This is a genomic window from Polaromonas sp. P3_B4 (assembly GCF_056402835.1).
In genome coordinates this window covers 25,440-50,688 of sequence record NZ_JBFUGQ010000003.1, presented here as the reverse complement: position 1 = coordinate 50,688, position 25,249 = coordinate 25,440, and the positions used below count along the sequence as shown (strand labels likewise).

Here is a 25,249-nt window from a genome sequence, read left to right as displayed (position 1 = left end):
TTCACTGCGTGTAACTCCTTGCCCCCCGAGGGGGCCGCCCGCCTGCGGTCTGGCAAAGCCGAGAAATTGGCACACCCCTATCGGGCTCACTGCGTGTAGCCCTTTTCCCCTTGCAGGGGACTGCGCCTGCGGCCCGGCAAAGCCGGATCCGCGGCCCCGGCTGGGTTGAAAATTCAGGGACTAACCAGCGGGGTATTCACCAGCAGGGGCCGCGGGACTGGCTTTGCCAGACCGCAGGCGCCGCCCCCTGGAAGGGGGGACAGGCTACACGCAGTGAGCCTGGGCGGGGGTCAAAGTCCAAACTCATAGTCCACGCTCATGGGCGCGTGGTCGGAAAACCGCTGTTCCTTGTAGATATGTTCGCTGCGGGCCAGCGCGGCAAATGACGGCGTGGCCAGGTGGTAGTCCAGCCGCCATCCCACATTCTTGGCATAGGCCTGGCCGCGGTTGCTCCACCAGGTGTAGGCCGCGTCCGTGGCTGTGGGTTGCAGCTTTCGGTAGACATCGACCATACCGCCGCCCTTGACCGAGGGGCCTGTGCGCTCTGTCAGCTCCTGTGCGGCTTCGTTGGCCAGCTCGGCATCGCGCAGCAGCTCGGTCATCCAGGCGCGCTCTTCGGGCAGGAAGCCGCTGTTCTTTTTGTTGCCCTTGAAGTTTTTCAGGTCGATTTCCTGGTGCGCGATATTGATGTCGCCGCACAGCACGAAGTCGCGCGTTTCCTTCAGGGCCAGCAGGCGCGGATAAAACTCGGCCAGGAAGCGGAACTTGGCGGCCTGGCGTTCCTCGCCCGAAGAGCCGCTCGGGAAATAGCAGCTGATGATGGACAGCTTGGGGCTTTGTTTGCGCCCGGGTCTGTCAAAGCGCAGTTCCACATAACGCCCTTCGGCGTCGAACTCGGTGGAGCCGTAGCCCACGATGACATCGCTGGGTTCGTGCCGCGTGTACACGCCGACGCCGGAGTAGCCCTTTTTCTCGGCGAAGTGAAAATGGCCTTTCATGCCGGCGATTTCCTCGAACCGGCCGCTCATGTCGGCGGCCTGGGCCTTGAGCTCCTGCACACAAATACAATCCGGCATGGATTGTGCAACCCAGTCCAGCAACCCCTTGCTGGCTGCGGAGCGGATACCGTTGAGGTTGAGGCTGGTTAATTTAAACATGGGACTTTCAAATGAGCACGGCAGGGAAACGGGACAACAAGGGCAAAGCGCATTCTGCGGACGATGCGCTGGCACTGGAATTCGTGCAGTTTGCCGTCGAATCAGGCGTACTGCGCTTCGGGCAATTCAAGACCAAGGCCGGGCGCATGAGCCCCTATTTTTTCAATGCCGGCCTGTTTGACGACGGAGCCAAGCTGGGCCGGCTGGCGCAATTCTATGCGCGCCACCTGCTGGCCGAAGAAGAGCGCAGCGGTCTTGAATTCGACATGATTTTCGGGCCCGCCTACAAGGGCATTCCGCTGGCTGCCGCGGTGGCCGTCGAGCTGGCGCGGCTGGGGCGCAATTTTCCGTTTGCCTACAACCGCAAGGAGGCCAAGGATCACGGCGAAGGCGGCACGCTGGTCGGCGCCCCGGTCAAGGGCCGCGTACTGATCATTGACGACGTCATGTCCGCCGGCACCGCTGCCCGCGAATCCATTGCCATCATCCGGGCAGCCGGGGCCATTCCCCACGCCGTGGCGCTGGCGCTGGACCGGCAGGAGAAGGCCACCGAAAACGGTGTGGATGTGAACCACAGTGCTGTGCAATATGTTACGAATCAGTTGGGGTTGCAGGTTTGTGCGATTGCGCGCCTGACCGACTTGCTGCAGTATCTCTCCAGGCAGGGCGGCACGTCGGCTACAAGCGCTCCTGAAACGTTATCTTTGCAAGCGCACTACCAGTCGGTGCTGGCCTATCGCGAACGATACGGCGTCAATTAAGGATTCGAATTGCTCCTGCGAACCCCGCTCACGGTCACCTGTATTTCACTCATGTGCCTGGCCGGCCCTGTTGCAGCGCAGAACATCTACACCTGTGTAGACGGCAAAGGCCGCAAGATCACGGCAGACCGCCCGATCATTGAATGCATAGACCGCACACAGCAGGAGCTGAGCCCGTCCGGCGCGGTCAAGCGCCAGGTGGGCCCGTCGCTGACCGTGCAGGAGCGCGCCGCCCTTGAGGAAAAAGAGAAGGTCGCCGCCGAAGTGCGCGCACGCGAAGCCGAGGAAAAACGGCGTGACCGCGCCCTGTTGCTGCGCTATCCGCGCCGGGAAGTGCACGACCAGGAACGCGTCACCGCGCTAGCCCAGATCGACGAGGTCATCAAGGCTGCGAGCAAAAGAACGGTGGAACTGGCCGCGCAGCGCAAGAGCATCAACAGCGAGCTCGAGTTCTACGCGAAAGACCCCGCCAAGGCGCCCCTCGCGCTGAAACGCAAGATCGAGGAAAACGACAGCAGCGCCCTGGTACAGAAGAAGTTCATCCAGGACCAGGAGCAGGAAAAAAAACGCGTCAACCAGCGGTTTGACGAAGAGCTGGCCAAGCTCAAGCAGCTGTGGACCATTGCCGGCGTGCCTGCCATTGCGGCCAGTGGTGTTGCTGGCGCCGCAAAAAATTAGCGGCTCGCCCCTGGGCCGCTGCTAACGCCGTCAGAACGGTCAGCCCAGTTTCTTTTTGAGCAACTCGTTCACCTGGGCCGGATTGGCCTTGCCTTTGGTGGCTTTCATGGCCTGGCCGACCAGTGCGTTGAAGGCTTTGGTATTGCCGGATCGAACTTCCTCGACGTTTTTGGCGTTGGCGGCAAGAACATCGTCGATGATTTTCTCGAGCTCGCCGGTGTCGCTCATCTGTTTGAGGCCCTTGGCCTCAATGATGACATCTACGTCCTGACCCTCGCCGGTCCACAACGCATCAAACACCTGCCTGGCGGCATTGTTGGAAATCGTGCCATCCGCAATCCGGCCAATCAGGGCGGCAAGTTGCGCTGCGCTGACGGTGGAAGTTTCAATCGATTTCTCTTCACTGTTCAGCCGCCGCGACAACTCGCCCATGACCCAGTTGCTGGCCAGCTTGGGCTGTTTGCTGAGTGTCGCCACCGCTTCGAAATAAGCTGCTGTTGCCTTGCTTTGCGTGAGCTGGCCGGCGTCGTATTCGGGCAGGGCGTAATCAGCCACAAAACGCGCGGCCATCACACGCGGCAGCTCTGACATGTCGGCGCGGGTCTTTTCCACCCAGTCTCGGCCGATCACCAGCGGCGGCAAATCCGGGTCGGGAAAGTAGCGGTAGTCCGCGGCATCTTCCTTGGTCCGCATCGAACGCGTCTCGCCCGTGTCCGGGTCAAACAGTACCGTGGCCTGCTGGATCGCGCGGCCGTCTTCAATCTGTTCGATCTGCCAGCGCACTTCATAGTCAATGGCCTGCTGCATGAACTTGAAGCTGTTCAGGTTCTTGATCTCGCGGCGCGTGCCCAACTCGGCGCCGGGCTTGCGCACCGACACGTTGGCATCGCAGCGGAAGCTGCCTTCCTGCATGTTGCCGTCACAAATGCCGATCCAGGTGACGATCTTGTGCAGCTCTTTGGCGTACGCCACCGCTTCGGCGGACGAACGCATGTCGGGCTCGGTCACGATTTCGAGAAGCGGCGTGCCAGCGCGGTTCAAATCGATGCCGCTCATGCCAATGAAATCTTCGTGCAGCGACTTGCCGGCGTCTTCCTCGAGGTGTGCGCGCACCAGGCGCACCGAGCGTTTCTCGCCGTCCAGGAAAAACTCGACGCTGCCGCCTTGCACCACCGGAATCTCGAACTGGCTGATCTGGTAGCCCTTGGGCAGGTCGGGGTAGAAGTAATTCTTGCGCGCGAACACGCTCTGCTCGGCGATATGCGCGTTCACGGCCAGGCCGAACTCGATGGCGCGTTGCACGGCGCCCTTGTTCATCACCGGCAACGCGCCGGGCAGCGCGAAGTCCACGGCGGAGGCCTGCGTGTTCGGCTCTGCGCCGAACGCGGTGGAAGCGCGGCTGAAGATTTTCGATTGCGTCGTGAGCTGCGTGTGGGTTTCAAAGCCGATGATGACTTCGTAGCCTTGCACCAGCGGCCCGGTGGGGCGACCGGCCTGCATTTCGGCGAAGGGGTTGACGGTGGGTTGGGTCTGGCTCATGTCAAATCACTTGGAGGCTTGGGGGCTGGCGCAGGTGCCAGTCGGTGGCCAGCTGGAACTGGTGCGCGGCGCCCAGCAGCTGCGCTTCCTTGAAATAGTTGCCGATCAGCTGCAGGCCGACGGGCATGCCGCCCGCGCCAAAGCCCGCCGGCACACTCATGCCGGGCAGGCCGGCGAGGCTCGATGAGAGCGTGTAGATATCGGCCAGGTAGCTGGCCACCGGGTCGTCCGACTTTTCACCGATCTTCCAGGCCACGGTGGGTGAAACGGGGCCCGCAATGATGTCGCACTGCGTGAAGGCGGTCTGGAAATCCTGCGCGATCAGGCGGCGGATTTTCTGCGCCTTGAGGTAGTAGGCGTCGTAGTAGCCGTGCGACAGCACGTAGGTGCCGATCATGATGCGGCGCGTGGCCTCGTCGCCAAAACCTTCCGAACGCGACTTCTTGTACATGTCGTTGAGGTCGGTGTAGTTGGCGGCGCGATGGCCGTAGCGCACGCCGTCAAAGCGGCTCAGGTTGCTGCTGGCTTCGGCCGGCGCGATCACGTAGTACACGGGGATGGACAGCTCGGTCAGCGGCAGGCTCACGTCCACCAATGTGGCGCCCAGCTTTTCGTATTCGGCCAGCGCGGCGCGCACGGCGGCCAGCACGTCAGGTGCGCAACCCGCACCGAAGAATTGCGTGGGCAGCCCGATTCTCAAGCCATTTAACGGCTTTGCACCCGCAGATTGTGCGCCGGCAGCTATCAAATCAGTAGCATAGTCAGTGACAGGCAAGTCCAGCGACGTGGAGTCGCGGTCGGGGTCGGGCCCGGCCATGGCTGACAGCAGCAGGGCGCAGTCGAGCGCACTGCGCGCCATCGGGCCGGCCTGATCCAGGCTGGAGGCAAAGGCCACCATGCCGTAGCGTGAGCAGCGGCCGTAGGTGGGCTTGATGCCGGTGATGCCGGTGAGCGACGCAGGCTGGCGGATCGAGCCGCCGGTGTCGGTGCCTGTCGCGGCGGGCACCAGACGGGCCGCCACGGCGGCCGCCGAGCCGCCCGAGGAGCCGCCCGGAATGCGTTGCAGGTCCCAGGGGTTCTTCACCGGCTTGTAGGCGCTGTTGTCGTTGCCCGAGCCCATGGCGAACTCGTCGCAGTTGAGCTTGCCCAGTGTGACCATGCCGGCTGCGCCGAGCTTGCCCACCACGGTCGCATCAAAGGGGCTGCGGTAGTTTTCCAGGATTTTTGAGCCGGCTGTCGTGGGGAAGTCGCGCGTGACGAAAACGTCCTTGTGCGCCAGCGGTACGCCCAGCAGGGGTGTGCGTTCACCGGCGGCCCGTCGCGCGTCGGCGGCTTTGGCTTGCGCCAGCGACACGTCGGCATTGGTGGACAGGAAGGCGCCCAGCTTTTCCTGCTGGATCCGGGCCAGGAAATGTTGCGTGACCTCAACACTGGAGACTTCGCGGGCGGCCAATCTGGCGGCCAGCTGGGCAACACCCAGGTCGTGGAGGTCAGAAGAAGCGGAAGAAGATTTCATGGCGCCGCTCATTCGATCACCTTGGGCACGAGGAACAGGCCGCGTTCTACGGCGGGCGCACTCACCTGGCTGGCCTCGCGCTGGTTGGGCTCGCTGGCGACGTCTTCGCGCAGGCGCAGGGCCACTTCACCGATCACCGCGGCCGGATGGGCCAAAGGTTCCACCCCGTCGGTATTGACGGCTTCCATCTGCTCGACCAGGGCAAAAAAGCCGTTGAGCTGGGCCAGGGTGTGCTCGGTTTCGTCGGGGCGCAATTCCAGCCGCGCCAGATTGGCGACGCGGGCGATGTCTTGGGGTGTCAATGCCATGGGGTAGGGATGAAGGAAATACGGGAAAAATAAACCAGAAAACAGGGGCTGAAACGAGGTGTAAAGCTGAAAAAACAGGCAGGCTAAAGCTATTGATCTATAGGGGATGCGTTATTATCCCGCCTTTGGTGTGAAATCAGGGTTGGATGCGGGCTTTAGGCGTTTTTTAGGTGCCAGAAGCAGATTTCAGAGCGCCTCTGGCTCAACTTCCCCATAATTGCTTGATCAATAAAAAGGCGATGGAGCAACGAAGTTTGCTCATGCTCAACCGGACTCCTGCATATGTTTGAATCATTCCGTCGGTACTTCTCCACCGACCTGGCCATTGACCTTGGCACCGCCAACACCCTGATTTTTGTACGCGACCGCGGTATTGTGCTGGATGAGCCCTCTGTGGTTGCCATCCGCCACGAAGGCGGCCCCCAGGGCAAAAAAACCATCCAGGCCGTCGGCCACGAAGCCAAGGCCATGCTGGGCAAGGTCCCCGGCAACATTGAGGCCATCCGCCCGATGAAAGACGGCGTGATCGCCGACTTCACCGTGACCGAGCAGATGCTCAAGCAGTTCATCAAGATGGTGCACCCGCGCAGCCTGTTCAAGCCCAGCCCGCGCATCATCATCTGTGTGCCTTGCGGCTCCACCCAGGTTGAGCGCCGCGCCATCCGCGAAAGCGCGCTCGGCGCCGGTGCCAGCGATGTGTACCTGATTGAAGAACCGATGGCTGCCGCGATTGGCGCGGGCCTGCCCGTGTCGGAAGCCAGCGGCTCCATGGTGGTCGACATCGGCGGCGGCACGACCGAAGTCGGCGTGATTTCGCTGGGCGGCATGGTCTACAAGGGCAGCGTGCGTGTCGGCGGCGACCGCTTCGACGAAGCCATCATCAATTACATCCGCCGCAACTACGGCATGCTGATCGGCGAGCCCACCGCCGAGGCCATCAAGAAGAGCATCGGCTCGGCCTTCCCGGGCTCCGAAGTCAAGGAAATGGAAGTCAAGGGCCGCAACCTGTCCGAAGGCGTGCCGCGCAGCTTTACGATCTCTAGCAACGAAATCCTCGAAGCCCTGACCGACCCGCTCAACAACATCGTCAGCGCCGTGAAGAACGCGCTGGAGCAAACGCCGCCCGAGCTGGGCGCCGACATCGCCGAGCGCGGCATGATGCTGACCGGCGGTGGCGCCTTGCTGCGCGACCTGGACCGCCTGCTGGCCGAAGAAACCGGCCTGCCGGTGCTGGTGGCCGAAGACCCGCTGACCTGCGTGGTGCGCGGCTGTGGCATTGCGCTGGAGCGCATGGACCGCCTGGGTTCCATCTTCACCTCGGAATAAGCGTCTTCACTTCATGCTGCACGCCGGGCATGAAGCGGGGCCAGCCTGACAGCGAACCATGCCTTTAGGAACCCTCGACAGATCCCCGCCGCCCTTTTTCAAACAGGGGCCTTCGGCGCTGTCCAAGCTGGTGTTTTTCAGCGCGCTGTCGCTGTTCCTGATGGTGGCCGACACGCGTTTTCGCATTACCCAACCGGTGCGCGCCGCGCTGGCTACGGCCTTGTATCCGGTGCAATGGCTGGCGCTGCAACCGGTGCGCGCTGTCAAAAGCAGCGGTGAATATTTCACCACCCTCAATCAGGCCAAAACCAGCAGCGAAGAAGCCGGCCGCAAGCTCGCGCTTCAGTCGCTGCGCGCCGGCCAGGTCGAGCAGCTCACGCAGGAGAACAACCGCCTGCGCAAGCTCATGGGCCTGCGTGAACAGCTCGGCACGCCGGTGATGGCTGCCGAGGTGCTGTACGACGCTGCGGACCCTTACACCCGCAAGGTGATCATCGACAAAGGCATGGCGCAGGGCGTTGACCTGGGCTCGCCGGTGCTGGACGAGTCTGGCGTGCTGGGTCAAGTCACCCGCGTGCATCCGCTGGTCAGCGAAGTGACCTTGCTGGTCGACCGCGACCTGGCGATTCCGGTGCTCAATGTGCGCACCGGCGCGCGCAGCGTGGCCTATGGCGACCCGACCGTTTCGGGCAGCGGCCTGGAGCTGCGCTTCATGGGCAGCAACTCCGATGTGCAGCAAGGCGACCTGCTGACCACCAGCGGCGTCGACGGCGTCTACCCGGCCGGCCTGCCGGTGGCCAAAATCAGCCGCATCGAGCGGCGCGCGGAATCGGCGTTCGCAAAAATTTTCTGCACACCGCAGGCGCTCGTGACGGGTGCGCGGCACGTTATCGTGGTCAAGCCCGGCACCGGCCAGATCCCGCCACGGCCCGACGACACGCCCGAACCTGCACCCAAAAAGAAGGGGGCTTCGAAATGATCATGCGATCGGGCCAGCAGCTGCTGCTGCCGGCCAATCCCGTCTTCATTTGGTGCAGCCTGATCGCGGCGCTGCTGCTGGACATGCTGCCCCTGGGCCGCGTGCCGTGGATGCCCGATTTCCTGGCCCTGGTGCTGGTGTTCTGGAACGTGCACCAGCCGCTGCGTGTCGGCATCGGCGTGGCTTTCATGTTCGGTCTGGGCATGGACGTGCACCAGTCCTCACTGCTGGGCCAGCATGCGCTGTCCTATACGGCGCTGAGCTTTTTTGCCACGATGATCCATCGCCGCCTGCTCTGGTTCACGGTACCGTCGCAGGCCTTGCAGGTACTGCCGCTGTTTGCGGTGGCGCATGGTGTGGAGCTGGTGATCCGCATGATCGGCGGCGGCATTTTCCCGGGCTGGATCATGCTGCTGGCGCCGCTGATTGAGGCCGTTTTGTGGCCGGTGGTAAGCGTGCTGCTGCTGGTGCCGCAGCGCCGTGCACCCGATCCCGACCAGAACCGGCCACTCTAGATATGGCCCCCACGCTAGATATGGCCCCCACGGTCGCTCACTTCGTGTGTTCCCTGCCCCCCGAGGGGGCCGCCCGCCAGCGGCCTGGCAAAGCCAGTTCCGCGGCTCATGCTGGCCTTTTTCGGCTCGCTTCGCATCGCCTTTGCAGCAACAGGTGTTGCGGGCACTTTTTGGCGGTTTTAGAGTCGCATCATCATGACTGAGCTGCGCAACGTTGAAGCGGATTTGTCGCGCTTTCGTGCGCGGGTGCTGGTGGCCAGCTTTGCGGTGCTGTGTGCTTTTTCTCTGCTGGCGGCGCGGCTGGTGTATTTGCAGGTGTACCGCCATGCCGACCTGAACGAGCAGGCCGAAAGCAACCGGACGGCCATCGTGCCCATCGTGCCCAACCGGGGGTTGATCCTGGACCGCAATGGCGTTGTGCTGGCCACCAACTATTCGGCCTACACGCTGGAGATCACGCCTTCCAAGGTCGACAACCTGGAAGAAACCATTGCCGCGCTGGAAAAGGTGGTCGACATCCAGGTGCGCGACAAGCGGCGTTTCAAGCGGTTGCGCGAAGAATCCAAAAGTTTTGAATCGCTGCCCATACGCACGCGCCTGACCGACGAGGAAGTCGCCCGGTTTGCGGCGCAGCGTTTCCGTTTTCCGGGTGTTGACATCAAGGCCAGGCTGTTTCGCAGCTACCCCTATGGCGAGCTGGGCAGCCACGTGGTGGGCTACATCGGCCGCATCAACCAGGCGGAAAAAGAAATCATTGAAGGCAGCGAAGACGAAGGCAACTACCGCGGCACCGACTACATCGGCAAGCTCGGCGTCGAGCAGAGTTTTGAGCAGCAGCTGCACGGCACCACCGGCGTCGAGCAGGTCGAGACCTCGGCGGGCGGCCGCGCCATGCGCAAACTCGCCAGCAACCCGGCCACGCCCGGCAACACCGTCATGCTGTCGCTGGACATCCGCCTGCAGAAGCTGGTGGAAGACATGTTCGGCGACCGGCGCGGCGCGCTGGTGGCCATGGACCCGAAGACCGGCGACGTGCTGGCGTTTGTCAGCAAGCCGACGTTCGATCCCAACCTGTTCGTGGACGGCATCGACACGGAGAGCTGGCAATACCTGCGGGATTCGCTGGACAAGCCCCTGCTCAACCGCGCGCTGCGCGGCACCTACCCGCCGGGCTCCACCTACAAGCCCTTCATGGCCATGGCGGCGCTGGAAACCGGAAAGCGCTCCGCCAGCTTCATCGTCAACGACAACGCCTCCTGGAGTTTCGGCGGCCACGTCTTCCGCAGCCACGGCGACATTGCGCTGGGGGCGGTGGACATGTACCGCGCCATCGTGAAGTCGAGCAACGTGTACTTCTATTCGCTGGCCAACGAACTCGGCGTGGACGCCATGCACGACTTCATGCAGCCGCTGGGCTTTGGGCAGATCACCGGCATCGATATCAGCGGTGAAGTCACGGGCGTGCTGCCCAGCCAGGCCTGGAAACGCAAAGCCTATAAAAGGCCGGAGCACCAGAAGTGGTACCCCGGCGAAACCATCTCACTGGGTATCGGGCAGGGCTACAACACCTTCACCATGCTGCAGCTGGCGCAGGCCACGGCCGTGCTGGCCAACAACGGCGTCAAGCACCGGCCGCGGCTGGTGATCGGCACGCAGGACCCGGTGACGCGCGTGATGCACCCGCTGCCGGCCGATGCGCCGGAAAACCTGGGCTACAAGGCTGAAAACATCGCGATCGTGCGCAAGGCCCTGGTTGGCGTCACCCAGGAAGGCACCTCGGCACGCGTGTTTGCCGGCGCGGGTTATCTGAGCGGCGGCAAAACCGGCACGGCGCAGGCGGTCACCATCGGCCAGAAAGACAAGTACAACAGCAGCAAGATGGAAGAGTACCAGCGCGACCACGCTGTTTACATGGCGTTTGCGCCGGCGGAAGACCCCAAGATCGCGCTGGCAGTGATCGTGGAAAACGCCGGCTGGGGCGCCGGGGTGGCGGCGCCGATTGCACGGCGTGTTTTTGACTATGTGCTGCTGGGCCAGTACCCGAGCGAGGAAGACATGGTGGCGGTGCAGAAGGGGCTGGCGGCAGCGCCCATCGGCAAGCCGCGCCAGGCCGCCGACGTGGCCGGCCAGCTGTCGGCCGGCGCAGCAGGCGCTTCCCCCGGCCCCACGAACGCCGCGGCTGCCGCTGCCGCCAAAGCCAGGACGGCGGCGATTGCGGAGGCGCTCAGCAAGCTGCCGCCGCCCATGGCGGCAGCGGGCATCAACCCCGATTAAGCCGGCCGTCGCTATCGATTTGATAGCTGCTTGCGCATGCCCCTATTGGGCCGGGCGCCAATTTGGTCATTAAACGGTGATGGCCGGATTTCAAGCCAAATTTGCCGGAAACCCATACAGCACATGCGCAAGCAGCTATTAAATCAATAGCAAACGGCCTGCGCACAGTCAGCGCGCAAATGCGTCAAAACCGGTTTTCAGGATCAGCGAGCTGACCACGGCGATAAACACCCCGCGCACAAACCCGGCCCCATGTTTGAGGGCCAGGCGGGTGCCCAGCAGGCTGCCCGCCACGTTGGCCACGGCCATCGTGAGGGCGAAATGCCACCAGACATGGCCCTTCCAGGCAAAGAGCGCCAGCGCTGCGAGGTTGGTGGCGGTGTTGAGCAGCTTGGCCGAAGCCGACGCGTTCAAAAAGTCATAACCCAGCCAGCGCACAAATAAAAATACAAAAAAGCTGCCGGTGCCCGGACCGAAGAAGCCGTCGTAAAACCCCAGCACCAGCCCGATGCAGCAGGCCGCCGCGGTTTCGGCATGCCCGGTAAAGCGGGGCGTATGGTGGCGGCCCAGCTCCTTCCTGGCCAGCGTATAGAGCAACACCGCCAGCAGCACAAAGGGCAGGGTCTTGCGCAAAAAGCCCGGCGAGATGACGGTGACCAGCCAGGCGCCCGCCAGCGAGCCGGTGAACCCGGCGGCCGCCGCCGGCAACAGTGCCGCCCAGCGAAGCTCCACCCGACGGGCATATTGGGCCGTGGCAACCGCGGTGCCCCAGACCGAGGCCCCCTTGTTCACCCCAAACAGGGTGGCAGGATGGGTGGTGGGGAAAACCGCAAACAGGGCCGGCACCAGGATCAGCCCGCCGCCCCCGACGATAGAGTCCACAAAACCGGCGAGCAGGGAGGCCAACGAGACGATGAATAATTCCATGGCCCGGATTGTCCCATCGCATTGAACAGACTCATTGCTATCAAATAGATAGCTGCTTGCGCCCGACAGTCAATGGCTGCGAGGGTTTTTGAGGGTTGGGCCCCGTCAGGGCGGAGGCATAAAAAAAGCGCTGGGGTTGCCAGCGCTTTTTGCAAATCTGCATCTCTTGTGGAATGCCGCTTTGCTTGTGTACTTCTTAATGACTCTCTCGTGTCTCCTCGGCTCCTCGCGTTGCGAGCAGCAAGGCTCGTCAGCAAGTCATCCAATATAGCGGGCGCACTGTCCCAGTGCATTGGGGGTTTCCCGGCCCCGGGCTTTGGGCGGCCGCTGGTTCTGTGGATGTTTTTGGGGCACCACGCCAATCGTTTGCGCACTTTTGCAGTACATATTTTCCGTTGCAGTCCCATCACACGAGCTACTGCGGTATTGGCACGACTTATGCCTGTTGTTACCAATTGTTGGTTGATTGAACAGGCGGGCACCGTATGCATATGAACAGATTTCTGGCCTTGGGTATGTCTTTATGCTTGGGCCTGGCATGCCAGCAAGCCCTGGCACAGACCACGGCTCCCCCGGCGGTGGCGCCGCCAGCAGTCACTGCCAGCGCTCCGGAAGTCGCACCGTCCCCCGCACCGGCCGCTGTTCCTGCGCCTCCTGCCGCACCGGTGGCTGCGGCCTCTGCGCCGCCTGCAGCGGCCGCCCCGGCGCCGCTGACCCAACCGGGACTGGTCGGCGTGGAGACCCTCAATGGTGCCGACACCGCCTGGATGATGACCTCCACCGCACTGGTATTGCTCATGACCCTGCCCGGCATCGCCCTTTTCTACGGCGGCATGGTGCGCAGGAAAAGCGTGCTCAATGTCATGGCCTGCGTTGTCGCCATCTGTGCCGTTGTCAGCCTGCTCTGGTTTGCGGTGGGCTACTCCATCGCCTTCACGCCCGGCAAAGGTGCGCTTGGGCACTATCTGGGTGGTCCCGAGCGGCTCTGGTTCACCGGGCTGGACTACGTGAAGGACGCGCAGAAGGTGGCCGTGAGCCATATTGCGCCCAACATTCCCGAGTCGGTCTACGCCATGTTCCAGCTGACCTTCGCCATCATCACGGCCGCGCTGGTGGTCGGCTCGTTTGTGGAACGCATGCGGTTCTCCGCGATGCTGGTGTTCATGTCGCTGTGGACCGTCGTCGTCTACGCACCCATTGCCCACTGGGTCTGGGAGCCCAATGGCTGGCTGGCGCGCATGGGCGCGCTGGACTTTGCCGGCGGCTCGGTCGTGCACATCAATGCCGGCATTGCCGGGCTGGTCTGTGCCTACGCGCTCGGGCCGCGCCACGGCTATGGCCGTGAACCGTTTACGCCTTTCAACCTGGGTCTGACCATGGCCGGTGCCGGCATGCTGTGGGTCGGCTGGTTTGGCTTTAACGCCGGCTCCGCCGTGGCCTCCGACGGCCGGGCCGGCCTCGCGATGGCCGTCACGCACATCGCGGCGGCCGCGGGCGCTCTCTCGTGGATGGCGGCCGAATGGATTGTTCGCGGGCGTCCTTCCCTGCTGGGACTGTGCTCGGGCCTGGTCGCCGGGCTGGTCGCCATCACGCCGGCGGCGGGCTTTGTCTCGCCGCGCGCGGCCCTGGTGTTTGGCCTGGTGGCCGGCGTGGCCTGCTACTGGGGCGCCACGGGCCTCAAGCGCCTGCTCAACGCCGACGATTCGCTGGACGTGTTCGGCGTGCACGGCGTGGGCGGCATTGTGGGTTCGCTGCTGACCGGCATTTTTGCCAGCAAGGCCATCTCCGGTGTCGAGGGCAGCCTGATGACCCAGGCGATAGGCGCAGGCGCCGTCATGCTCTACAGCCTGTTCATGACGGCGCTGGCCTTGTGGGTCACCTCGCTGATCGTCAGCCTGCGCGTCAGCGAAGCCGCCGAGAGCGACGGCCTGGACATCACCCAGCACGCCGAGCGGTTGGGCACGTAACTGACAAACAACGGACTCCACTTTCAAGGATTGCGCACCATGCCCTCCAGTGAAAAAATTGCCGTTGCGGCCCACCTGCATGTGCTGTTGCGCCGCAAAACCGGCCGCGTGACCGACACCGAGTGGATGGCCGGTAACCAGGAATACGCCGCCGAAATAGCGCGTTTTGCGCGGGAAAAAGCCGCCGAGGATGGCCACGTGGACCTGGCGGTGTGGGCCGACCGGCTGGAAGAAATCATGGCCACCCCCGAGCCCAAGGCACGCGTGCCGCTGGTGCAGTTGGTGTCCGAGGTGGTGAAGGAGCGCAGCCAGCCGGTGCTTGCCCCGGCGCCAGTGCCCGACCGCCAGAGCGCCCGGTCCATCGATACCGAGGAAGAGGTCTATCCTGAATCAGGTTTTATCGAGTCGACATTCGGTGCCATCTTCGGCGAGGGCGAGTCGCCGCGGGAGCGCCGCCAGCGCGACCCGAACGCGCCGCGCTATGTGAAGGGCCTGCGATAACTTGTAGACCCCTGTCTCGGCTCACTGCGTGTAGCCGGAACCCCCCTTCAGGGTGGCAACACCTGCAGCCCGGCAAAGCCGGTTCTGCGGTGTTCTTGCCCCGAACGCGCCGCGCTTCGTGAAGAGCTTGCGATAGGCCGGCGCAGGGCCGGCGGCCGGTTTATTTCGCCGGTTGTGGTTGCGCTTCCCGCGCACGGTTCAGGCTGTGCGCCAGCATGTTGCGGGTGCGAATGCGGATGTTGGCGCTGGCATCTTCAGCAAACGCAGCCACATACGGGTGGCCTGCGTTGTCCGCCAGGATGCTGCGCCGCACCTGATCCAGGCCGGCATCGCAGGCCGCCAGTGCGGCATCGGCGAGCACAAACACGGATTGCTCCGGGTTGTCTTTCAGCGGCTGCAAGGCGCTTTGGGCGCAACGCTGGTAGTCGTTGATGGCCGCGGCCACCGGAGCGCGGGCAATCGACAGCGGGTCCTGGCTGGCGCGCGGCGCCGGGCTACAGGCAGACAGCACGCCCAGCAGGAGGGCGATCGAAAGGGTGGTCAGGTGTTTCATGATGTCAATGCGACACCGGCTGTTTCCGGCGTGGTCCGCATTGTGTCATCGGTGTGCGAACGCAGGATGCTCCCCCGGGGCATAAAGACTGCCGGAAAACGGACCGGGGGTAAATTGCGCTAGTCAGCGCAGGACGCACGCAGTAGCATGCGTGAGCTTTATATATAAGGAGGGACTTATGCGGTGGAATTGCATGTCAGGGGCCTTGGTGTTGGGGTTCGGCGCGTTTTGTATGGGCACTGCCAATGCCCAGGCGCAGGCGCAGGCGCAGGCCCAGCAACTAATACTGGGCATCAGCGAAGGAAGCTCGGGCGGGCTGGACCACGCCCAGGTGATTGCCAAATACCAGGGGCTGGCCGAGGTGATCGGCAAGGCCATGAAGGCCAAGGTCAGCGTGGTGTTTGCGCGCGAGTTCAAGCAGCTGGAAGAAGGCATGCAGACCGGCCGCTTCGACCTGGTGATGGCGCGCCCGAGCGACTACCCGGCGCGCGGCATGCGCGACTACGGCTACAGCTATATCGCCAGCACCAAGCCCGACGGGCAGTGCTTCATCATTGCGCCCAAGGGCTCGGCCCTCAAGACCATCGACGACGTCAAGGGCAAGCGGATTGCCTTGCCCGAGCAGATTGCCTATATGTCCCGCTTCTGTGCCGCAGAGCTCAGGGACAAAGGCATTCTGGTGGACAAGGAAAACGTGCAGTTCGTGCGCGAACAGGCGGCTGTCGGCTTTTACCTCGACAACAAATTCGCCGATGTGGGTGGTGTCGCCTCTTACTCAGGCATTGCCAAGAAATGGGAAAAAGAGGGCGGCCGTATTTTGCACAAGAGCGTGGCGCAGCCCTACTTCCCGCTGGTAGCCCATAAACGCGTCAAGCCCGAACAGCTCAAGGCGATCCAGGAGGAATTGCTGGCGCTGCCCGCCAGCGATGCCGGCAAGGACGTGCTCAAGCGTATCGGCATCGAGCAGTTCGACATCACGTCGGAAGCCCGCATGCGCGAGCTGCTGAAGTGGCTCAATATTTGAACCAGGCCTTTGCCGGCTGTTGCCGGCCCCAGGCTGTGCCGCAGCGTAACTGACTGACCACAAGCGCACCAGCGTCAGCAGTGGCACACCCCCGGTGTGCCGAATCGCCGTCTGCCGGGCGACCCATTTTTCTCCATCCCCTGCGGGGAAGGTCATCCTTCACCCAGTGTTTCCTCCTGCGGATTGCCTTGCGGGCCGGTGGGTCCGCCGCGCAAACATGCCTTGGCACGCCCTAGGGTTTTCACTAGAAAAAAAAGGCTTAATCACGTTGTAATAGTTATTATTCATAACCATAATTGGCTTCCGGAAACACACTTCACATGACCCCAAAATACCTTCATCTCGAAATGCACGGCAATGTCGCCGTGGTCCGCCTGGCGCGTCCTGCCAAACGCAACGCCCTGGGTGATGCCCTGATCCTGGCACTGCGGAACCTGTTCGAAAGCCTTCCTCCCGAAACAAAAGCCGCCGTGCTTTGCGGCGAGGGTGACCACTTCTGCGCGGGCCTTGACCTGAGCGAACTCAAGGAGCGTGACGCCAGCCAGGGCCTGCACCATTCGCGCATGTGGCACGCAGCGCTGGAGCGGGTGCAGTACGGCCCGGTGCCCGTGATCGCGGCCCTGCACGGTGCCGTGGTCGGTGGTGGCCTGGAGCTGGCAAGTGCCTGCCATATCCGGGTTGCCGACGAAAGCGCCTTCTACGCGCTGCCCGAAGGCTCGCGCGGCATCTTTGTCGGTGGTGGCGGTGCGGTGCGCATCCCGCGGCTGATCGGCGCCGCACGGATGACCGACATGATGCTGACCGGCCGTGTCTACAACGCGGTGGACGGTGAGCGCATAGGCATCGCGCAATACCTGGTTCCCGAGGGCCAGGCTTTCACCAAAGCCCTTGAACTGGCCACTCGCGTGGCAGAAAACGCACCGCTGACCAACTACGCCCTCATGCATGCGTTGCCGCGCATTGCCGAGCAACCGGCAGACCAGGGGTTCTTCACCGAGGCCCTGATGGCCGCAGTGGCGCAAAGCGCACCCGAAGCCAAGAGCCGCGTGAAAGACTTCCTGGACGGCAAGGCCCGCAAGGTCCAGAAGGGCTGACCAGGCCGGGCGGGCAGGCAAGAGAGACATCCAGAAAAGAGACAGCAGACAGCAGACAGAAGACAGAAGACAGAACAGAAGAGACAACCATGAGCGCCCCGAAATTTCGTCCCATGGCCTTTGGCGTGACCCGTGTGGTCCTGCGCGACGGCGTACCCGGCGTGCGCTATCTGCGCGCAGACCAGGACCTGCAAGCCTTCCCGACCCGTATCACCGACCGCCTGCAGCATTGGGCGCTGACGGTCCCAGGCCGCAGCTTCATGGCGCGGCGCGAAAAACTGGAAGGCGGTAAAACCGGCGACTGGCGGCACATAACTTATGCCGAAGCTTGGGTCTCGGCCCGCAACATCGCGCAGGGGCTGATTGACCGGGGCCTGAGTGCCGAACGCCCGGTGGTCATCCTGTCGGAAAACGATCTGGAGCATGCGCTGCTGGCGCTGGGTTGCATGCTGGCCGGCGTGCCTTTTGTGCCGACGTCTCCGCCCTACAGTCTGGTCAGCCAGGACTACGACAAGCTGCGCCACGTGCTCAAGACTGTGACGCCGGGCCTGGTGTTTGCCGCCGACGGCGCGCGCTACGCCAGGGCCATCAACGCAGCCATCGGCGACGACGTCGAGGTGGTGTTGGCCACCGGGCAGGTCGAAGGGCGCGCCACCACGGCGTTTGCCGAACTGGCTGCAACGCCGGCCTCGGATGCCGTAGGCCGCGCCATGCAGGCCACGGGGCCGGACACGATCGTGAAATTCCTGTTCACCAGCGGCTCCACCAAGATGCCCAAGGCGGTGATCAATACCCAGCGCATGTGGTGTGCCAACCAGCAGCAAATGGCGCAATCCATGCCGGTGCTGCAGGACGAGCCACCGGTGCTGGTCGACTGGCTCCCCTGGAACCACACCTTCGGCGGCAACCACAACTTCGGCATGGTGGTGTTCCATGGCGGAACGCTCTACATCGACGACGGCAAGCCGACCCCGGCGCTGATGCACGAAACCCTGCGCAACCTGCGCGAGATTGCCCCCACGGTGTACTTCAACGTGCCCACCGGCTTTGAGGCCATCGCCAGCGCCATGAAAACGGACGCAGAGCTGCGGCGCAACCTGCTGTCGCGCGTGAAGATGTTTTTTTATGCCGGCGCTGCGCTGGCCCAACCCGTGTGGGACAGCCTGTACGAGTCCGAAGAAAAAGAAGTGGGCGAGCGCATTGTCATGGCGACCGGCCTGGGCATGACCGAGTCCGCGCCGTTTGCCATCTTCGTGACCAACCCCAACGTGAAAGCCGGCGACCTCGGCGTACCCGCGCCCGGCATCGAGCTCAAGCTGGTGGACACCGACGGCAAAACCGAGGTGCGCTACAAGGGCCCCAACATCACGCCCGGCTACTGGCGCGCACCGCAGGAGACGGCAGCAGCCTTTGACGAAGAAGGCTTCTTTTGTACCGGCGACGCCGTCAAATGGATTGATGAGGGCAACATTCACCTCGGGCTCAAGTTCGACGGGCGCATCGCCGAGGACTTCAAACTGGCCACGGGCACCTTTGTCAGCGTGGGCCCGCTGCGTGCAAAGATCGTCGCTGCGGGAGCGCCTTACGTGCAGGACGTGGTACTCACGGGCATCAACCTCAAGGAAGTGGGCGCGCTGGTGTTTCCGACACCCGCCGTGCGCGCACTGGCCGGACTACCGCCCGATGCGCCGCTGCGCCAGGCCGTCGAAAGCCCGCAGGTAGTGGCGCACTTTCAGGAGATGATGAACAAGCTCGCAGAGGGCGCGACCGGCAGCGCCAGCTGCATCCGGCGCCTGCACCTGATGCATGAGCCGCCCTCATTCGACAAGGGTGAAGTCACCGACAAAGGCTCCATCAACCAGCGCGCCGTGCTGACGCACCGTGAAGCTTTGGTGGTGGCCCTGCACGATGACACGGCGCACCCCATTGTCAAACCCGCACCATAAAACCCGACGCACAAACACCATGCAACCCAAAGGATTTTTCTCCGCTTTCCAAGACGTCTGGATGCTCGACGGCATCCGCACGCCCATGGTCGACTACTGCGGCGCCATTGGCCATATATCGCCCACCGACCTCGGCATCAAGGCGGCACGCGCCGTGCTCCAGCGCTCGGGTGTCAGTGGCGGCGATGTCGATTCGGTGCTTGCCGGCAACATGGCTCCCGGTGATTTTGAGCAGTTCATGCTGCCACGTCATATCGGCCTTTACGCCGGCGTTCCCGTGGAGGTGCCGGCCATCATGGTGCAGCGCATCTGCGGTACCGGCTTTGAATTGTTCCGCCAGGCCGGCGAGCAGATCCAGAGCGGTGCCGCCAGCGTGGCGCTGGTCGTCGGCGCCGAGAGCATGACGCGCAACCCGATCGCCGCCTTCGAACACCGCACCGGTTTCAAGCTGGGCGCGCCCGTCGGCTTCAAGGACTTCATGTGGGAGGCCCTGAAGGACTCCGCCGCCGGCATCGACATGATCCAGACCGCGGAAAACCTCGCGAAGAAATACGGCATCACGCGGGAAGCCGTCGATGAATTTGCCTCCAGCTCGTTTGCCAAAGCCGTGGCGGCCCGCGAGGCAGGTTTTCACGCCGGTGAAATTGTGCCGGTGGTCACGGAAGAATTTGAACTCGCCGGCTACGCCAAGCGCGGCATACGCCTGCAGGGCAAAGTCACGGAAGTCGCACAGGACACCCACGCACGCTTGTCTCCTGTCGAGGTGCTGGCCAAACTCCGGGTGGTTCACGCCGGCGGGGTGCAGACCGGCGGCAACAGTGCAGCGCTGGTGGATGCGGCAGCTGCTGCCGTGGTGGCTTCGGGCGAGTACGTGAAGGCGCATGGAAAAAAACCGCTGGCACGTGTCGTGGCTGCCGCGGTGGTGGGGGTGCCACCCGAAATCATGGGCATAGGCCCCGCGCCGGCGATTCGCCTGCTGCTGGAGCGCTGCGGCCTGAAGCTGGACCAGATCGGCCGCTTCGAGATCAACGAAGCCCAGGGCGCGCAAACGCTGGCAGTGGCGCGTGAACTGAACCTCGATCTGCGCAAGCTCAATGTCAATGGCGGCGCCATCGCGATGGGTCACCCGCTGGCGGTCACCGGTGTCCGCCTGACGGTCACCGTCGCGCGTGAAATGCAGCGCGCGGGCCTGCGTTACGGCATTGCATCCGCATGCGTGGGCGGCGGGCAGGGCATTGCCCTGTTGCTTGAAAACCCCGAAGGGGCCGAAATTTCTTGAGCAAATAGTCGCTGCAGCGCACAACGGACGAGCGCAAGCAGCTATAAAAACAATAGCAACCGATCTGGAGAGAAGGCATGAAGATTGAAGGACTTGCGGCACTGGTGACGGGAGGCGGCTCCGGGCTGGGCGAAGCCACTGCCCGTGAGCTGGCACGCCTGGGCGCCAAGGTTGCCGTGCTGGACGTGAATCTCGCCGGTGCGGAAAAAGTCGCGGCCGACATTTGCGCTATGCACGGAAGCGGTGCCGCAGTGGCGTGCCAGTGCGACATCACCGACAGCGCCAGCCTGGCGGCCGCGCTGGAAAAAGCCGCAGCTGCGCATGGCCCGGCCCGCATCCTGATGAACGTTGCCGGCATCGGCTCGGCCAAACGCGTGGTGGCCAAAGACGGCAGCCCTGCGCCGCTCGAAGAGTTTGCCAAAGTCGTCACCATCAACCTGGTGGGCACCTACAACGCCAGCCGCCTGTTTGCGGCCGCCTGTGCCAAACTGCCCGCGCTGGAAGACGGCCAGCGCGGCGTCATGATGTTCACGGCCTCGGTGGCAGCCTTTGACGGCCAGGTGGGCCAGCAGGCTTACAGCGCCTCCAAGGGCGGCCTGGTCGGCATGACACTGCCGATGGCGCGCGACCTGGCGCAGCACGGTATCCGCGTCTGCACAGTGGCGCCGGGCCTGTTCGCGACGCCGCTGATGCAGCAATTGCCCGAAGCGGTGCAGGCTTCGCTGGCCGCCAGTATTCCTTTTCCGCAGCGCCTGGGCAAGCCCGAGGAGTTTGCCCAGCTGGCCGCGCACATCGTGGCCAACGACCATCTCAACGGCGAAGTCATCCGGCTGGATGGCGCATTGCGCATGGCGCCAAGGTGAACAGCATGAGCAAGACCGTTGTTTACGAAGTTTCCGTTGCGTTTGGCGACTGCGATCCAGCGGGGATCGTGTTTTTCCCCAATTTCTCGCGGTGGATGGACGCCTCGTCGCTGAACTTTTTTGTCAAGTGCGGCGTGCCAACATGGCGTGAGCTTGTGAAGACCACCGGCATCATCGGCACGCCGCTGCTCGAGATCAATACCCGGTTCAGCCAGCCTGCCGTCTATGGTGAGACGCTGCAGATTCACACCAGCATTGAGGAATGGCGCGACAAGGTCTTCATCCAGAAGCATGTGATCAAACGCGGTGACGACCTGATCTGCGAAGGCCGTGAAACCCGGGCCTTCTGCATCCGCCGTCCGGAGAATCCTGAGCGCATCAAGGCCATTGCCGTGCCGCAAGACATTCGGGCCCTGTGCAGCTGACGCTTCGCGTTCCGCTTTTGTTTCCGTCTTTCAGTTTTTGATTTCGGTTTTGTTTTTTCGACCCGTTGGACATCATTAAAAAAGGAGACATTTCATGCAAACACGCCGTCATTTTGTGCAGGCCGCCGCAACGCTCACCGCAGCCGCCGGCTTCGCCCCGTTCTCTGCCCATGCGAGTCCGCTGGAGCAGGTCAAGATCATTTACGGATTCCCCGCCGGCAGTGCGGGCGACATCTGCGCGCGCCGCGTCGGCGACAAGATGGGCGGCACCGCCTATTCCAAAAACAACGCCATCGTGGACACCAAGGCCGGCGCCGGTGGCCGCATCGCGCTGGAGACGCTGAAGATGGCACCCACGGACGGCTCCGTCATTGCCATGACGCCGTTTTCCTGCATGTCGCTGTATCCGCACATCTACAAAAAACTGGCCTATGACCCGTTCGCCGATTTTGTATCCGTGGGCACCGCGTCCATGATTCACCATGGGCTGGCTGTGGGGCCGCTGGTACCCGCTTCCGTGAAGACCGTTCAGGACTTCCTGGTATGGGCCAGGGCCAATCCGAAGGATGCGAGTTATGGCTCGCCCGCTGCGGGATCAACACCCCACTTTCTGGGCGCCTTGCTGGGCCTGAACAACCAGGTGGAACTCAAACATGTGCCTTACCGCGGTTCCGTGCCCGGCGTGACCGATGTGGTGGGCGGCCAGCTTGCCGCCATGTTCACGCCGCACGGCGACTTCATCCCCAATCACAAGGCCGGCAAGCTGCGCATCCTGGCAACGTCCGGAAAGCAGCGCTCGCCCTTTGTGCCGGAAGTACCGACCTTCGCCGAGCAGGGCTTTGCCGACCTGACCGTGGAGGAGTGGTTCGGCTTTTGTGCCCCCGCCAAAACGCCGGCCAGTGTGGTCGCCGCCGCCAACGCCGCCATCAACGCCGCCATCAAGGACAAATCCGTCATCGACTCGCTGACGGTGGTGGGCCTGATTCCCTACGGCGGCACGGCAGAGGACATGGCGACCAGCCAGAAGCGCGAACTCGACCGCTGGGGGCCGCTGATCAAGAAAATCGGCTTTACCGCCGAGTCCTGATCAGAACGCGGTGCCGACGACTGATGCCGGGCGCCCTGAGGAACCGGTCATGGATCGGCACCGCTTGGCATAATCGGGGCTGGACTGGCCGCATGCCGTGCGGCGGTCCGTATTGCCCGATGACGAAAGCTTCCTGACCACCTATGCCAGCGTCCCTCAAACCAGCGCCCGCTGTCGAAGAAGTCGATACCTCCTACCTTGAAACCCTGATTGGCTACAACGCCACGCGTGCGTCGCTCAAGGTCATTGAACTGTTCATGAAACGCATGGCGGTGTATGACCTGCGTCACGTGGACTTTTCCATCCTGTCGCTGATCACGCACAACCCGGGCATCACCTCGCGCCAGCTGTGCAGTGCGCTGAGCATCTTGCCGCCCAACCTGGTCGGGAAAATCGGCACGCTGGAAAAGCGAGAGCTCGTTCACCGCAAGCCGCACCCGCAGGACGGCCGCGCTGTGGGCCTGTACCTCACCGAGGCAGGCGAGGCGCTGATGCGGGAGGCCGAGCGCACCGCCACCAGCCTCGAATCAGATGCCACCGAACGGCTGAGCGCGGCGGAAAAAAAGACGCTGGTGCGTCTTCTGCAAAAAATCTATCTTTGATCTGTTTCGAAGGGGCGGTGCTGCCTGAGGCTTGCGGGCAGCTTCGACACGGCGCTGCCTTCAAATGCCGGCCTGAATCCACCCGGCGGCCTTTTCCGCAATCATGAGCGTGGGCGAATTGGTGTTGCCGCTGGTGATCAGTGGCATCACGCCGGCGTCCACCACGCGCAGGCCGCGAATGCCGCGGACCCGAAGGTGCGAATCCACCACCGCCATGGGGTCGTCTTCCTTGCCCATTTTGGTCGTGCCCACCGGGTGGAAGATGGTGGTGGCAATGTCGCCCGCCAGCCGTGTGAGTTCTTCGTCCGTCTGGAACTGCACGCCGGGCTTGAATTCCTCGGGCTTGTATTTGGCCAGCGCGCCCTGGCTGACGATCTTTCGGGTCACGCGCAGGGAGTCGGCTGCTACCTGCCGGTCTTCGGCCGTGCTCAGATAGTTGGGCGAAATCGCCGGTGCATCCTCAAAGCGGTTGCTCTTGATGTGCACGGTGCCGCGGCTGGTCGGGTTGAGGTTGCATACGCTGGCGGTGAAAGCGTTGAAGCTGTGCAGCGGCTCGCCGAAAGCGTCCAGCGACAGCGGCTGCACGTGGTATTCGATGTTGGGGTAGGGCTGGTCGGGTGATGAGCGCGTGAAGGCGCCCAGCTGCGACGGTGCCATGCTCATCGGGCCGGTCTGCCGCAATGCGTACTCCAGGCCGATGCGGGCCTTGCCCCACAGCGTGTTGGCCATGGTGTTGAGCGACAGCCCCCAGCGCTGGTCACCGTGCACCTTGTAGACCGAACGGATCTGCAAATGGTCCTGCAGGTTGGCGCCCACGCCGGGCAGGTCTTGCAGCACAGGGATGCCGTGCTGTTGCAGCAGGGTGGCCGGGCCAATGCCTGAAAGCTGCAGGATTTGCGGCGAGCCGATGCTGCCTGCACACAGAATGACTTCGCCCATGTGCCCCGAGTCGCGTGTCGAGTGCGCCGTCACCCGCTCGTCGCCGGCCCACACTTCCACGCCGGTGCAGCGCTGGCTGCCGTCGGCCTGCGGCTCAATCACCAGCTTGCACACCTGGGCGTTGTTCCACAATTCGAAATTGGGCCGGGCATAGCAGGCCGGCCGCAAAAAGGCCTTGGCGGTATTCCAGCGCCAGCCTTTTTTCTGGTTGACCTCGAAGTAACCCACGCCTTCGTTGTCGCCGCGGTTGAAGTCGGAAGTTGCCGGGATGCCGGCTTGCTGCGCAGCTTCGGCGAACGCATCGAGGATGTCCCAGCGCAGGCGCTGTTTCTCGACACGCCATTCGCCGCCTGAATTGTGGTGGCGCAGCAGCTTCTGGTAGGGCTGGCTCTTGTCCTGCATCAGCTCGGGTGCCACGCCGCGCGCGCCGTGCATCGCGTCAGCGCCCTTGTGGTGGTCTTCGTGCAGTTTGAAATGCGGCAGCGCGTTGTCCCATCGCCAGGCCATGTCGCCCGTCAGCTGGGCCCACTGGTCGTAGTCGCGTGCCTGGCCGCGCATGTAGATCATGCCGTTGATGCTGGAGCAGCCGCCCAGCGTCTTGCCGCGTGGATAGCGCAGCGCCCGTCCGTTGAGGCCGGCGTCCGGCTCGGTGTTGTAGAGCCAGTCGGTGCGCGGGTTGCCGATGCAGTGCAGGTAGCCTACCGGGATGTGGATCCAGTGGTAGTCGTCCTTGCGGCCGGCCTCAATGAGCAGCACGCGTTTGGATGCGTCGGCGCTCAGGCGGTTGGCCATCAGGCAACCTGCCGTGCCTGCGCCGACGATGATGTAGTCAAAAACCTGGCTGTCGTCTTGCATGGATGTTTTGTCTCTTGGCTTTCAGCCGTGTGTTTTGATGGGACGGGTGGCCGTGTTGTTTTGGCCGTGCTCCTGCGCCGCAGGTTCACATCCTGCCATTCCAGCCTAACGCGAGGCTGACCGCGCGGCAGTGG

Annotated in this window: 23 protein-coding genes; 16 read left to right on the top strand and 7 right to left on the bottom strand. The window is 63.3% G+C overall.

Annotated features, from left to right (window positions below; translation table 11 throughout):
• Positions 1–290: 290 nt before the first annotated feature.
• Positions 291–1,157: an exodeoxyribonuclease III gene (locus AC1DVV_RS19930; protein WP_457281711.1), complete on the bottom strand. Its 867-nt coding sequence runs from the start codon at positions 1,155–1,157 to the stop codon at positions 291–293.
• 11 nt (positions 1,158–1,168) lie between these two features.
• Here AC1DVV_RS19930 and pyrE point away from each other — a divergent pair, with 11 nt between their 5' ends.
• Both pyrE and AC1DVV_RS19920 read left to right on the top strand, forming a co-directional pair.
• Positions 1,169–1,918 carry an orotate phosphoribosyltransferase gene (pyrE, locus tag AC1DVV_RS19925; RefSeq protein WP_457281710.1) on the top strand — a complete coding sequence of 250 codons (750 nt, stop codon included), beginning with the start codon at positions 1,169–1,171 and terminating at the stop codon, positions 1,916–1,918.
• A 9-nt stretch (positions 1,919–1,927) separates the two neighbouring features.
• Positions 1,928–2,596: a DUF4124 domain-containing protein gene (locus AC1DVV_RS19920; RefSeq protein ID WP_457281709.1), complete on the top strand. Its 669-nt coding sequence runs from the start codon at positions 1,928–1,930 to the stop codon at positions 2,594–2,596.
• Between the two features lie 39 nt (positions 2,597–2,635).
• Here AC1DVV_RS19920 and gatB read toward each other — a convergent pair whose 3' ends face one another.
• Genes gatB through gatC form a run of 3 tightly spaced genes read right to left on the bottom strand, consistent with a single transcriptional unit; the run spans position 2,636 to position 5,959 of the window.
• Positions 2,636–4,135 (bottom strand): Asp-tRNA(Asn)/Glu-tRNA(Gln) amidotransferase subunit GatB, encoded by a 1,500-nt coding sequence (gatB, locus tag AC1DVV_RS19915; RefSeq protein ID WP_477702051.1) that lies wholly within the window; start codon positions 4,133–4,135, stop codon positions 2,636–2,638.
• 1 nt (position 4,136) lies between these two features.
• Positions 4,137–5,651: an Asp-tRNA(Asn)/Glu-tRNA(Gln) amidotransferase subunit GatA gene (gene gatA / locus AC1DVV_RS19910; RefSeq protein ID WP_457281708.1), complete on the bottom strand. Its 1,515-nt coding sequence runs from the start codon at positions 5,649–5,651 to the stop codon at positions 4,137–4,139.
• 8 nt (positions 5,652–5,659) lie between these two features.
• Complete coding sequence (gene gatC, locus AC1DVV_RS19905; RefSeq protein WP_457281707.1) at positions 5,660–5,959, bottom strand: Asp-tRNA(Asn)/Glu-tRNA(Gln) amidotransferase subunit GatC; 300 nt, start codon at positions 5,957–5,959, stop codon at positions 5,660–5,662.
• 282 nt (positions 5,960–6,241) lie between these two features.
• Between gatC and AC1DVV_RS19900 the strand changes: the two genes are divergently transcribed.
• The 4 genes from AC1DVV_RS19900 (at position 6,242) to mrdA (ending at position 11,053) form a co-directional block, all read left to right on the top strand.
• Positions 6,242–7,285, top strand: a complete 1,044-nt coding sequence (locus tag AC1DVV_RS19900; RefSeq protein ID WP_457281706.1) for a rod shape-determining protein — start codon at positions 6,242–6,244, stop codon at positions 7,283–7,285.
• Positions 7,286–7,343: 58 nt separating this feature from the next.
• The gene (gene mreC, locus AC1DVV_RS19895; RefSeq protein WP_457281705.1) at positions 7,344–8,264 is read left to right on the top strand and encodes a rod shape-determining protein MreC; all 921 of its coding nucleotides are present in this window, start codon (positions 7,344–7,346) and stop codon (positions 8,262–8,264) included.
• Entirely contained in the window at positions 8,261–8,779 is a 519-nt protein-coding gene (gene mreD, locus AC1DVV_RS19890) for a rod shape-determining protein MreD (RefSeq protein WP_457281704.1), read from the top strand. The genes mreC and mreD overlap by 4 nt, the downstream gene beginning before the upstream one ends.
• A gap of 195 nt (positions 8,780–8,974) precedes the next feature.
• Entirely contained in the window at positions 8,975–11,053 is a 2,079-nt protein-coding gene (gene mrdA / locus AC1DVV_RS19885; protein ID WP_457281703.1) for a penicillin-binding protein 2, read from the top strand.
• Between the two features lie 168 nt (positions 11,054–11,221).
• Here mrdA and AC1DVV_RS19880 read toward each other — a convergent pair whose 3' ends face one another.
• Positions 11,222–11,980, bottom strand: a complete 759-nt coding sequence (locus tag AC1DVV_RS19880; protein ID WP_457281702.1) for a sulfite exporter TauE/SafE family protein — start codon at positions 11,978–11,980, stop codon at positions 11,222–11,224.
• 515 nt (positions 11,981–12,495) lie between these two features.
• Between AC1DVV_RS19880 and AC1DVV_RS19875 the strand changes: the two genes are divergently transcribed.
• Both AC1DVV_RS19875 and AC1DVV_RS19870 read left to right on the top strand, forming a co-directional pair.
• The gene (locus AC1DVV_RS19875) at positions 12,496–13,947 is read left to right on the top strand and encodes an ammonium transporter (protein WP_457281701.1); all 1,452 of its coding nucleotides are present in this window, start codon (positions 12,496–12,498) and stop codon (positions 13,945–13,947) included.
• Between the two features lie 39 nt (positions 13,948–13,986).
• Entirely contained in the window at positions 13,987–14,448 is a 462-nt protein-coding gene (locus AC1DVV_RS19870) for a hypothetical protein (RefSeq protein WP_457281700.1), read from the top strand.
• A 160-nt stretch (positions 14,449–14,608) separates the two neighbouring features.
• Here AC1DVV_RS19870 and AC1DVV_RS19865 read toward each other — a convergent pair whose 3' ends face one another.
• Positions 14,609–15,001: a hypothetical protein gene (locus tag AC1DVV_RS19865; protein WP_477667553.1), complete on the bottom strand. Its 393-nt coding sequence runs from the start codon at positions 14,999–15,001 to the stop codon at positions 14,609–14,611.
• 232 nt (positions 15,002–15,233) lie between these two features.
• Here AC1DVV_RS19865 and AC1DVV_RS19860 point away from each other — a divergent pair, with 232 nt between their 5' ends.
• The 8 genes from AC1DVV_RS19860 to AC1DVV_RS19825 all read left to right on the top strand — a co-directional run bounded on the left by AC1DVV_RS19860 (position 15,234) and on the right by AC1DVV_RS19825 (position 23,321).
• A complete protein-coding gene (locus tag AC1DVV_RS19860; RefSeq protein ID WP_477702053.1) occupies positions 15,234–16,025 on the top strand; it encodes a phosphate/phosphite/phosphonate ABC transporter substrate-binding protein in 792 nt (263 codons plus the stop codon).
• Between the two features lie 320 nt (positions 16,026–16,345).
• The gene (locus AC1DVV_RS19855) at positions 16,346–17,119 is read left to right on the top strand and encodes a crotonase/enoyl-CoA hydratase family protein (protein ID WP_457281697.1); all 774 of its coding nucleotides are present in this window, start codon (positions 16,346–16,348) and stop codon (positions 17,117–17,119) included.
• Positions 17,120–17,208: 89 nt separating this feature from the next.
• A complete protein-coding gene (locus AC1DVV_RS19850) occupies positions 17,209–19,065 on the top strand; it encodes a feruloyl-CoA synthase (RefSeq protein ID WP_477707242.1) in 1,857 nt (618 codons plus the stop codon).
• Positions 19,066–19,084: 19 nt separating this feature from the next.
• Positions 19,085–20,344, top strand: coding sequence for a thiolase family protein (locus AC1DVV_RS19845; protein WP_457281695.1), 1,260 nt, complete (start codon positions 19,085–19,087; stop codon positions 20,342–20,344).
• A gap of 77 nt (positions 20,345–20,421) precedes the next feature.
• A complete protein-coding gene (locus tag AC1DVV_RS19840) occupies positions 20,422–21,207 on the top strand; it encodes an SDR family NAD(P)-dependent oxidoreductase (protein WP_457281694.1) in 786 nt (261 codons plus the stop codon).
• Positions 21,208–21,212: 5 nt separating this feature from the next.
• Positions 21,213–21,632, top strand: a complete 420-nt coding sequence (locus tag AC1DVV_RS19835) for an acyl-CoA thioesterase (protein ID WP_457281693.1) — start codon at positions 21,213–21,215, stop codon at positions 21,630–21,632.
• Between the two features lie 94 nt (positions 21,633–21,726).
• Positions 21,727–22,719 carry a Bug family tripartite tricarboxylate transporter substrate binding protein gene (locus tag AC1DVV_RS19830; protein WP_477687771.1) on the top strand — a complete coding sequence of 331 codons (993 nt, stop codon included), beginning with the start codon at positions 21,727–21,729 and terminating at the stop codon, positions 22,717–22,719.
• A gap of 143 nt (positions 22,720–22,862) precedes the next feature.
• Positions 22,863–23,321, top strand: coding sequence for a MarR family winged helix-turn-helix transcriptional regulator (locus AC1DVV_RS19825; RefSeq protein WP_457281691.1), 459 nt, complete (start codon positions 22,863–22,865; stop codon positions 23,319–23,321).
• 60 nt (positions 23,322–23,381) lie between these two features.
• On the opposite strand, the gene AC1DVV_RS19820 is transcribed toward AC1DVV_RS19825, so the two are convergent.
• Complete coding sequence (locus tag AC1DVV_RS19820; protein WP_457281690.1) at positions 23,382–25,115, bottom strand: GMC family oxidoreductase; 1,734 nt, start codon at positions 25,113–25,115, stop codon at positions 23,382–23,384.
• Between the last annotated feature and the right edge of the window lie 134 nt (positions 25,116–25,249).